Annotated in this window: 8 protein-coding genes; all 8 read left to right on the forward strand. The window is 52.3% G+C overall.

The genetic code is table 11. The features are described 5' to 3' along the window. Window positions 1–189: 189 nt before the first annotated feature. Window positions 190–1,656 carry a DNA-3-methyladenine glycosylase 2 family protein gene (locus ACCI49_RS22145; RefSeq protein WP_371841409.1) on the forward strand — a complete coding sequence of 489 codons (1,467 nt, stop codon included), beginning with the start codon at window positions 190–192 and terminating at the stop codon, window positions 1,654–1,656. Then, window positions 1,653–2,174, forward strand: a complete 522-nt coding sequence (locus tag ACCI49_RS22150) for a methylated-DNA--[protein]-cysteine S-methyltransferase (protein ID WP_371841411.1) — start codon at window positions 1,653–1,655, stop codon at window positions 2,172–2,174. The genes ACCI49_RS22145 and ACCI49_RS22150 overlap by 4 nt, the downstream gene beginning before the upstream one ends. Window positions 2,175–2,271: 97 nt before the next feature. Then, window positions 2,272–2,808, forward strand: a complete 537-nt coding sequence (locus ACCI49_RS22155; RefSeq protein WP_371841413.1) for a gamma carbonic anhydrase family protein — start codon at window positions 2,272–2,274, stop codon at window positions 2,806–2,808. Further along, the gene (locus tag ACCI49_RS22160; RefSeq protein ID WP_371841414.1) at window positions 2,801–3,016 is read left to right on the forward strand and encodes a DUF1289 domain-containing protein; all 216 of its coding nucleotides are present in this window, start codon (window positions 2,801–2,803) and stop codon (window positions 3,014–3,016) included. The genes ACCI49_RS22155 and ACCI49_RS22160 overlap by 8 nt, the downstream gene beginning before the upstream one ends. A gap of 58 nt (window positions 3,017–3,074) precedes the next feature. Next, window positions 3,075–6,593: a DNA polymerase III subunit alpha gene (gene dnaE, locus ACCI49_RS22165; RefSeq protein ID WP_371841415.1), complete on the forward strand. Its 3,519-nt coding sequence runs from the start codon at window positions 3,075–3,077 to the stop codon at window positions 6,591–6,593. A gap of 93 nt (window positions 6,594–6,686) precedes the next feature. Then, entirely contained in the window at window positions 6,687–7,643 is a 957-nt protein-coding gene (locus ACCI49_RS22170) for an acetyl-CoA carboxylase carboxyltransferase subunit alpha (RefSeq protein ID WP_371841416.1), read from the forward strand. Window positions 7,644–8,999: 1,356 nt separating this feature from the next. Continuing rightward, a complete protein-coding gene (locus ACCI49_RS22175; RefSeq protein ID WP_371841417.1) occupies window positions 9,000–9,575 on the forward strand; it encodes a dihydrofolate reductase family protein in 576 nt (191 codons plus the stop codon). 170 nt (window positions 9,576–9,745) lie between these two features. Beyond that, window positions 9,746–9,952: a hypothetical protein gene (locus tag ACCI49_RS22180; protein ID WP_371841418.1), complete on the forward strand. Its 207-nt coding sequence runs from the start codon at window positions 9,746–9,748 to the stop codon at window positions 9,950–9,952. Window positions 9,953–10,141: the final 189 nt, after the last annotated feature.

Raw genomic sequence — 10,141 nt, forward strand, 5'->3', positions numbered from 1 at the left:
CCGTAATTGCCGCTTAGAGCGGCTCACAAAATTAAAGCCCCCGGCTTTGCCGGGGGATACTTACTTCGTAAGAACCCCTCTGATTTACTGCCGGACCACCCAGTCATGCTGAAGTAGCTGCTAGTTCCGTTTTTGACTAGTTCCTGTGGCATGGAATCCATACACTGGTAGTCAGAAACGGGAGGGGTTATGAAAATTGATGCTGCAGTTTGCTCCAGTGCGCGACTGGCTCGCGACCGTCGCTTCGATGGGCGCTTTTTTACAGCGGTGAAAACCACTGGAATTTTTTGTCGTCCCATCTGCCCGGCACGCCCCCCCCTGGAACACAATGTCACTTATTTTGCCACTGCGGCAGAGGCCGCCAATGCCGGTTTCAGACCCTGCCTGCGCTGCCGGCCGGACTCTGCCCCTGGCAGCCCGGCCTGGGAGTTGGTCTCTACCACTGTACAGCGGGCACTGAAGTTGATGCGCAGCGAACGGGAGCCTCATTCAGTGGAGCGGCTGGCGGAGCGCCTCGGGGTCAGTAGCCGTTACCTTCGTCGTTTGTTTGCCGAGCACCTGGGCGTGAGCCCCTTGGCGGTATGGCAGACTGAGCGGGCGCTATTTGCCTTTCGCTTGTTGCGCGATACCAATTTGCCGATAGCAGAAATTGCCTATGAATCGGGATTTAACAGCTTGCGTCGATTTAATGGGGTCTTTAAGCAAATTTACCAACGCACTCCTTCCGAGGTGCGCAGGGAGGGCCATACTGGGCGGCTGAAAAGTAGTGCCTCCACAACAGTGAGGCTCTATCTCGATTACCGCCCGCCACTGGACTGGCAGCAATTACTGACATTCCTCGGTGCCAGAGCCCTGGTGGGTGTGGAGCAGGTAGAGGACTGCGAGTATTTACGCAGCTTTGCATTGGAGGGTTGTCGTGGAGTGATGCGAGTGGCCCACGATCCAGAGAGAAACCGCTTGGTAGTGGAGGTTTCCGGGCAGGAGGGTGGTACCGGCTTATACCTGCTTAATCAGCGTCTCCGCCGATTGTTTGACCTGGATGCAGATACCGCGGAGATCCAGGCAGTATTAAATGAAGATCCCTTGCTGAAGAAACAGTTGGCACAGCGACCGGGCTTGCGCTTACCCGGAGCCTGGGACCCATTTGAATACGCTTTGCGGGCGATACTCGGGCAGCAAATCAGTGTGGCTGCGGCTACCACGATTGCGGGACGCCTGGTGGCTCGCTATGGAGAGTCCTTTGTGGATGACTCTGGAGTTGAGAGGTTCCTGTTTCCCACTGCAAAACAACTGGCCGAGGCAGATTTTGCCGGCTTGGGGCTGACACGTACCCGAGCCAATACTTTGCGAGAGTTTGTAGACGCAACACTTGATGGCCGGGTTAATTTTGCCGAGCAGTCCCTGGAGGATTGGTGTACGCAGGTCACTGCATTACCGGGTATCGGCGATTGGACAGCGCAATACATTGCCATGCGCGGGCTATCCATGCCGGATGCCTTCCCATCCTCAGACCTGGGAATCCTGCAAGCACTTGGCAGTAAAAGTCTAAAGGCAAAACCGAAAGAGGCCCTGGCCAGGGCTGAACAGTGGAGGCCCTGGCGGGCTTATGGGGCAATCCTGCTGTGGCAGTCCCTGAAATCTGGAGAGCAGAAATGATTTTTTATGAGAGTTACACCACAGAACTGGGTGAAGTTGCCATAGCAGCCTCTGATCAGGTAGGTGAGGGTGAAGCCAAGGGTATTGTTTCGCTGCAGTTTTACGACAGTGAGCGCCCGCTTCGCGTAGGGCCGGGCTGGAAAAGAGGAACCTCTGATCTTACCGAAAAAGCTGCTCAGCAGTTGCGAGAATATATTGCCGGGAAACGGAAAATTTTCGATCTGCCCCTGGCCCCGCGGGGGACCGAATTCCAACGGCGAGTATGGGATGCTCTGTTACAGATTCCCTTTGGTGAGACCCGCAGTTATAGCCAGCAGGCACAGCTCTTAGGGCAGCCTCGTGCTATTCGCGCGGTAGCGCGGGCCAATGGTGCCAACCCGGTAGCGGTGATAATTCCCTGTCACCGGGTAATTGGTGCGAATGGCAGTCTTACCGGTTATGCCGGGGGCCTGCCACTGAAGGCTCGGCTTTTGAAGCTGGAAGGAGCCAACTTTGTGAGTCAGGGTGAGTTGCTTTAGTGCTCGGAAAGTGAAAAGCACAAGTGCCACCTGCTAGCCATAGGCCCTTTGGCGCGGGATAATAAGCGGTTCATAATCATATTGAGCCGGAGGCCAAATGCTGTACAGATTGGGGGATAAACAGCCGCAACTGGAAGGTCAGGGCCACTATATCGCGCCCGGTGCCCAAGTGATTGGCGATGTGCTCATGCTTGCGAACAGCTCTGTGTGGTTTAACGCAGTGGTGCGCGGTGACTGTGCGCAGATCACCATTGGCGAGAATAGTAATGTGCAGGATGGCTCTGTGCTGCACGCCGATCCGGGTACACCGCTGACAATCGGTACCGGTGTCACCGTAGGCCATAAAGTGATGCTGCACGGCTGTGATATTGGTGATTACAGCTTGATAGGTATCAACGCCGTGATCTTAAACCGGGCCAAAATCGGCAAGTGCTGTATTATCGGCGCCAATGCGCTGGTGACCGAGGATGCGGTAATTCCCGACTATTCGATGGTTGTGGGTACTCCCGGCAAGGTTATAAAAACCCTCGATCCCGCTGCCTATGAGCTGCTAAAAGCCAGCAGCGATCACTATGCGGCCAACGGTAAATATTTTGCCAATGAGTTGGCGCCGCTTGAGGCTGAGGATGTCTGAACAACCGGTAAAAACTGCGGTGCCCAAAGAGCGCCCGGTTAAGTCCCCCTGTATTTCTGTGTGCGCTCTCAACGACGACGATGTTTGCGAGGGTTGCTTTCGCAGTGGTATGGAAATCAGTCGTTGGGGCTCCATGAACAACGATGAGCGCCGTGCAGTTCTGAAGCTCTGCACCGAGCGAGCGCGGCAAATGGGCCGACTCTGGTAAATCATTGAATGCGCTTTGCGGGGGCCTAGCTCCGCAGGGCCTGGAATCAAACGCGAATATGACCCAACCTTTTGTCCATTTAAGAATCCACTCTGAATTCTCTCTGATTGATGGCCTGGTACGTATTAAGCCGGCAGTTGCACGAGCGCAGGAGCTCGAAATGCCTGCCCTGGCTCTTACCGATCAGTGCAATCTGTATGGCCAGATAAAATTCTACCGGGCCTGCCTCGGGTCCGGCATTAAACCTATAACTGCTGCAGATTTCTGGCTCAGTGAGGGCGGCGAGGGTAAGCCTACGCTGATCACCCTCTATGCCATGAACGGCGATGGCTATCGCAATATCACTGAACTGATTTCCCGCGCCTGGTTGGAAGGGCAGTACCACGGCAATGCCTATATCAAACGTGAATGGGTGAAAGAGTACAGCGAAGGGGTGCTCATGTTGTCCGGGGCCAAGTACGGCGATGTGGGCCGCGCCCTGGTTGCCGGGCGTCGTGCTCAGGCCGAGGAATTGGCCAGGGAGTGGGCGGAACTGTTCCCTGGTCGCTATTATCTGGAATTGCAGCGCACTGGTCGCGCCGGGGATGAAGATTACCTGCACGCTGCAGTGGAATTGGCCCAGGCCCTGAATTTACCGGTGGTGGCCACTAACGACGTGCGCTTTATGGAGGAGAGTGAGTTTGAGGCCCATGAGGTGCGAGTGTGCATCCATGAAGGCCGTGCTCTCGATGACCCCCGCCGCGAGCGCCGTTACTCTGCCGAGCAGTATTTCCGCACGCCGGAAGAAATGTGGGAGCTGTTTAGCGATATTCCCGAAGCTTTGCAAAATACTGTAGAGATCGCCAAACGCTGTTCCGCGCCGATTCAGCTGGGTAAGTACTTCCTGCCGGAGTACCCGATTCCCGAGGGTATGACTGAAGACCAGTTTTTTGAGAAGGTGTCCTACGAGGGGATGGAGCGGCGTCTGGAGAGTATCCTGGATAAGACCGCCGCCGATTACGCCCAGCGGCGCCAAGTGTATGAGGACCGCCTGCGTTTTGAACTGGATATCATTATTCAGATGGGATTCCCCGGCTATTTCCTGATCGTAATGGACTTTATCCAGTGGGCCAAGGACCACGATATCCCGGTGGGGCCGGGGCGTGGTTCCGGTGCAGGCTCCCTGGTGGCCTACTCGCTGGATATTACTGACCTGGACCCCTTGCAATACGATCTGCTGTTCGAACGATTCCTCAATCCGGAACGGGTCTCGATGCCAGACTTCGATATCGACTTCTGTATGGAGAAGCGCGACCGGGTTATCGGTTATGTAGCGGACAACTATGGCCGCCAGGCGGTGAGCCAGATTATTACTTTCGGCACCATGGCCGCTAAGGCGGTGGTGCGCGACGTGGCGCGGGTGCAGGGCAAATCTTACGGACTGGCCGATAAGCTTTCCAAAATGATTCCCCCGGATGTGGGCATGACCCTCAAGAAAGCCTTCGACCAGGAAGAGGTGCTGAGGGAATTCCTCGATAGCGACGACGAGGGCCAGGAAATCTGGGAGATGGCCCTGCAGCTGGAAGGGGTTTCACGCAATGTGGGCAAGCACGCCGGTGGTGTGGTAATCGCCCCCACCAAGCTCACCGACTTCGCCCCTCTCTACTGTGACGAGACCGGCGCTGGTCTGGTAACCCAGTTCGATAAGAATGATGTGGAAGATGCCGGCCTGGTGAAGTTTGACTTCCTCGGTCTGCGTACTCTAACCATCATCGATTGGGCTAAGCGCATGGTGGATGAGCAGCGTGCGCGTGAGGGGTTGGAGCCCCTGGATATTGCCGCTTTGCCGTTGGACGACGACGAAACCTTCAAAATGCTCAAACGGGCTGAGACTACTGCGGTGTTCCAGTTGGAATCCCGCGGCATGAAGGACCTGATTAAGCGCCTGCAACCGGACAACCTCGAGGACATGATCGCCCTGGTGGCTCTGTTCCGCCCGGGCCCGCTGCAGTCGGGCATGGTGGACGACTTTATCAACCGGAAACACGGCCGCGCCCAGGTGGCCTATCCGGATGCCAAGTATCAGCACGAGAAACTGAAACCGATCCTGGAGCCCACATACGGGGTGATCGTTTACCAGGAACAGGTAATGCAGATCGCTCAGGAGCTGGCGGGCTATACCCTCGGTGGCGCCGACCTGTTGCGCCGGGCAATGGGGAAAAAGAAACCGGAGGAAATGGCCAAACAGAGGGCCACTTTTGAAAATGGGGCAAAAGAGCAAGGAATTGACCCCGAACTTGCGATTAAGATCTTCGACCTGGTAGAGAAGTTCGCCGGTTACGGTTTTAACAAGTCTCACTCGGCGGCTTACGCCCTGGTGTCTTATCAGACTGCCTGGCTGAAAGCGCACTACCCAGCCCAGTTTATGGCGGCGACCATGTCTTCGGATATGGATAAGACCGATAAGGTGGTGACCTTTATCGAAGAGTGCCGGGCCATGGAACTGGTGCTGGTACCGCCGGATGTGAACCTGGGTAGCTTCCAGTTCTCGGTGGATATCGACAACCGCATTATTTACGGTCTCGGTGCCATCAAGGGCCTCGGTGAGGGGCCTATCGAGAATATTATCGCGGCGCGGGAGGATGGCGGTCCCTTTAGTGATCTGTTCGACTTCTGCTCGCGGGTTGATCCGCGCAAGGTAAACAAGCGTGCCCTGGAGGCGTTAGTGCGCTCTGGTGCTCTAGACAGTATCGGGCCGGATACCGGTGGTAATGATGGTCTGGATTACTCCCGTGCGGTGCTGTTTAACGCACTGGACGAAGCAGTGAAGGCGGCAGAACAACAAAAGGCCAATGCCAATGCCGGTATGATGGACTTGTTCGGGGAGGTGGTGCCTCAGGCATCTGATGGCGATGTTTACGAAGATTTCCGCCGCACTCGCTGCTGGAGTATTCGTGAGCGACTGGAGGGCGAAAAAAATACCCTGGGGCTTTACCTGACCGGCCACCCCATCGACGAATATGCTGATGAGCTGCAGCACTTGGTAAAGGCGCGCATTGCCGACCTGAAACCGGGACGCGAATCGCAAAAGGTGGCGGGACTGGTGGTCGCCATGCGGGTGATGAAGACCAAACGTGGCGACTCCATGGCAATTGTCACCTTAGACGACCGCAGTGGTCGTATTGAGGCGGCTATGTTCAGCGAAGCCTTTGGTGAACACCGTGAAAAGTTGGCCAAGGATGCGTTGCTGGTGCTGGATGGCCCTGTCGCGAATGACGACTACAGCGGCGGCCTGAAGATGACTGTCAACAGCGTTTCAACTTTGGATGAACTGCGCCAGAGCAGTGTGACCGGTGTACGTTTGCAGGTGATTAGTGGCACTGCGACGCCAGGGCTGGCCAAACGCTTGGCCTCTTGCCTGCAGCCATATACCGGCGGCAAATGCAAGGTCAGCCTGGAAGTGTTACGCCACGATGCGCGAGGTCTCTACCGTCTTCCACCCGAGTGGAATGTGGAGCCGAATGATCAGATGGTCCAGTCCCTGCGGGAGCTATTGGGACGAGAGCAGGTGGCGCTTCAATACGCTGAACGGCGTTAAAGTCCACTATGCTCGACTGGTTGGTTCTGTACAGTTAAGCTATGCCGCTGTGAATGCCCAGTGGCGTTGAAAAGAGTTAAAGGCGCAGATTTCATGAATTTCAACTTTCTCGAGTTTGAGCAACCAATTGCAGAGCTGGAAAGCAAGATCAAAGAGTTGCAGCTGGTCGGCGACGACAACGAACTGAACATTGCCGATGAGGTAACCCGGCTAAGGGAAAAGAGCAGAAACCTGACCGAGTCCATCTACTCCGAACTGACTCCCTGGCAAGTAGTCCAGGTGGCGCGCCACCCGCAGCGTCCCTATTCCAAGGACTATATAGAGCGTTTGTTTACCGACTGGGATGAGCTGCACGGCGACCGCCATTTTGGCGACGATAAGGCAATTATTGCCGGTATCGCCCGCTTGAACGGCAAACCGGTAGCGGTGATTGGTGAAGAGAAGGGGCGCTCTGTCAATGAGAAGGTGGCGCGCAATTTTGGTATGCCCAAGCCCGAAGGTTATCGCAAAGCTCTGCGTATTATGGAAATGGCGGAGCGGTTCAAAATGCCGGTGCTCACCCTCATAGATACCCCAGGGGCGTATCCCGGTATCGATAGTGAGGAGCGCGGTATCAGTGAGGCCATCGCCCAGAATCTGGCAGTGATGTCTCGCTTGCGCACACCAATTATTTGCACTGTGATCGGAGAAGGTTCTTCCGGTGGTGCATTGGCGATTGGTGTCGGCGATCAGCTGAATATGCTGCAGTATTCCACCTACTTTGTGATCTCCCCCGAAGGCTGCGCCAACATAATCTGGAAAACCGTAGACAAGGCACCGCTGGCTGCGGAGGCTATGGGGGTGACCTCCAGTGTGCTGGAAGAGCTGGGTATTGTGGATGAAACCATTGCCGAGCCTCTCGGTGGAGCGCACCGGGACCCGGATGCCATGGCCCAGCGCTTGGGAGAACGCCTCAGTGAGCAGCTGGATCAGCTGAGTGGAATTCCCATTGATGAGCTGCTTGAGAAGCGTTACCAGCGCCTTATGAGTTACGGTAACATCGTTTCTTAATCGCGCTTAAAAGTCTGTCTGGTCGGAGCCTCTTCCCCCAGTGGCTCCGGCTGGAAAACTGGCTACCATGCAAATCTCTTTACCCCGTCATTTTTTAAATCTTGGTTTCTAGTAATAACTGCAATTCTCTCGCACGGTGAGTAAATCAGCTCGCTATGCTATAAATAATTTATTCGATGACCTTCCATCTCTGTTCGCTCTCGGCTTAGAGTTCAGTCGACCCATAACAAGTTGAACATGCTTATCCATTACGCTGTAAAGTCAGTATCCTTTGGCAATTAGTGGGGGAAGAGGCCGTTGGCGTTTCTATTAATTCCCAATTCCCAGAATGCATAGGGGCGAACAAATAAAGACATCGTATTTAAAATTACTAATAAAGAATATACTGCGCTCGGGACCGTATGAGGCATGGATGTCGATTACGAGCTTACATGGATGTATTCACAGCGCGTCTCGAGTGCAGTGTATTCTCTTCTTCTGGCCCAGTAGTAAGTACTTTAGTCATGGGGCTATTTCTATGGGCAGAGCTCATGAATTGAGTTGTGCTTTTGAAAATAAATGCCTCATAATGGATGTACTTTACTCAGCCCAATATAGGATTGAGAAATTTTTGAAGAGTAATCTTGCTAAAAATTCAATTGAATACTATTAACCCGATTACTTTTCATTTCAGCTATTCACTAATAGCTATAACTAAACAAAACGGCGCTTAATGAGGGCTAAAATATTCCCATCCAAAAAGAGCTTAAATAGAAATTATTACTACTGTCTTGAATTTCTAGGAATCTAATGAATTTGAAGATCATCGTGAGAAAGTTGAATGTAAGCCGGAAGTGCTGGTTGACCTTAGTTTTTTTAATGAAGAGCATAAAGGGAAGATTCTAAAGTCCAGTGTATATGTTGGAGAGGGCTGGTTTGTGAAATGCGTTAATGGTGTTCCAGCTGGTTCTATGTCAAATTATATTTGTAACCATCGGCTTCAAAGAGTACCAAGGTGTCATATTGGTTTGCACGCCAAAAATTTACGTCTTTTTCTTCCATTTTCCTGAAAAGTAGGACATTGAGAGTCATTCTCTTAGCAGGTTTTAAAGGTAAAGATATGAATAGAATTCCTACTTTGCTATATTGTTTGACACGACAGTAGTAGCAAAACTCTTAAATATTCAGAACCAGTAAAAGTCGTCACATTAGGTAGTGATGCCGCAGAGATCCTAACTGATTAGTAGAAACCGAAATGGATACAATTAAATCAGATCTATAACACCCATCCTAATTTTCTCAGGCCATCCCCCCACTAGCTCGTTAAAGGCACGAGTTCCAAGCCGGGGTACTAAGCCCCCTAACTGAGGCATAAAGATGACACAAGTACGCGTTGAGAGCTTCACTATTTCCCTGGATGGATATGGAGCGGGCCCAAACCAGGACATCAATAACCCACTTGGCATTAATGGGTCAGATTTGCACCAGTGGTTGTTTCCTACACGCACATTCCAGCGTGTCTTATTCGGTAAAGACGGGGGCACCACTGGGATTGACGATGACTTCGCAACTCGTGGTTTTCACAATGTTGGATCTTGGATTCTTGGGAGGAATATGTTCGGCCCCGTTCGTGGTCCTTGGGTTAACGAAGACTGGAAAGGATGGTGGGGAGAGAATCCACCTTATCATTTTCCCGTATTTGTTCTTACGCACCATCCACGCCCTCCTTTAGAAATGGAGGGCGGTACCACCTTTCATTTTGTTACTGGGGGGATTTATGAAGCTCTCGACAGGGCTCGTGAAGCTGCCAGTGGGAAAGATGTACGAATTGGTGGAGGAGTAAATACTATCCAACAGTACCTGCGAGCCTTAGGTTACGAGTGTACCAAGTCTGTGGGGTCGCAACATGCAACCCATATAGTGCTTCAGCGTAAGCAAAGTCATCGCCATTAGCTAATCAAGCTGTTTGACTGCTGGTTCTGACAATGTAGCGGTAATGCCGGGTTGTTGATGAGCTAGGTAAATGATGTGCTTAATTTCTTACAATTAACATATGAAAAAATAATAGCGTACTGATTTATTTTTTCTGAAATACAAAATGAATAAAATAAGGATATATTTATATGCTTCATGGTGGTCATTCATTGCTCAAGAAGTTATTGGTTTATCTCACGGCTCTTACCTTATACATGTTGCTACCCGCTCATGCAGATTCAGTGGACAAGTTAATTAAGGAGATAATGGATGAGCGTCAGATCCCCGGCTTGCAATTAGCAGTAGTCAAGGGGGGAATCATAAAGCAAGGTAATTATGATTTATCAAATTTATAAGATATTAACCCGGCGGACAAATAGTTCAGTTATGCTGCGTACCTAATTGATTCGTGTCGGAAGTAGGCTGCTACACGCGCGGGCTTCTTTTGTAACATTCTCATGTGAGAAAGCACTTTCCTTTTTAGCTTCTCCTTGGATCGGGCTGGCATGCCACTGTGAACGCCCCCTTTAAGGTCGCAATTCAAA

The sequence above is a fragment of the Microbulbifer epialgicus genome, assembly GCF_041447265.1.
GTDB classification, from domain to species: Bacteria; Pseudomonadota; Gammaproteobacteria; order Pseudomonadales; family Cellvibrionaceae; genus Microbulbifer; species Microbulbifer epialgicus.

Coding starts and splice junctions, on each gene's coding strand:
- dnaE (WP_371841415.1), top strand. CDS start 3,075: ATGACCCAACCTTTTGTCCATTTAAGAATCCACTCTGAATTCTCTCTG.
- ACCI49_RS22155 (WP_371841413.1), top strand. CDS start 2,272: ATGCTGTACAGATTGGGGGATAAACAGCCGCAACTGGAAGGTCAGGGC.
- ACCI49_RS22145 (WP_371841409.1), top strand. CDS start 190: ATGAAAATTGATGCTGCAGTTTGCTCCAGTGCGCGACTGGCTCGCGAC.
- ACCI49_RS22150 (WP_371841411.1), top strand. CDS start 1,653: ATGATTTTTTATGAGAGTTACACCACAGAACTGGGTGAAGTTGCCATA.
- ACCI49_RS22160 (WP_371841414.1), top strand. CDS start 2,801: ATGTCTGAACAACCGGTAAAAACTGCGGTGCCCAAAGAGCGCCCGGTT.
- ACCI49_RS22170 (WP_371841416.1), top strand. CDS start 6,687: ATGAATTTCAACTTTCTCGAGTTTGAGCAACCAATTGCAGAGCTGGAA.
- ACCI49_RS22180 (WP_371841418.1), top strand. CDS start 9,746: ATGCTTCATGGTGGTCATTCATTGCTCAAGAAGTTATTGGTTTATCTC.
- ACCI49_RS22175 (WP_371841417.1), top strand. CDS start 9,000: ATGACACAAGTACGCGTTGAGAGCTTCACTATTTCCCTGGATGGATAT.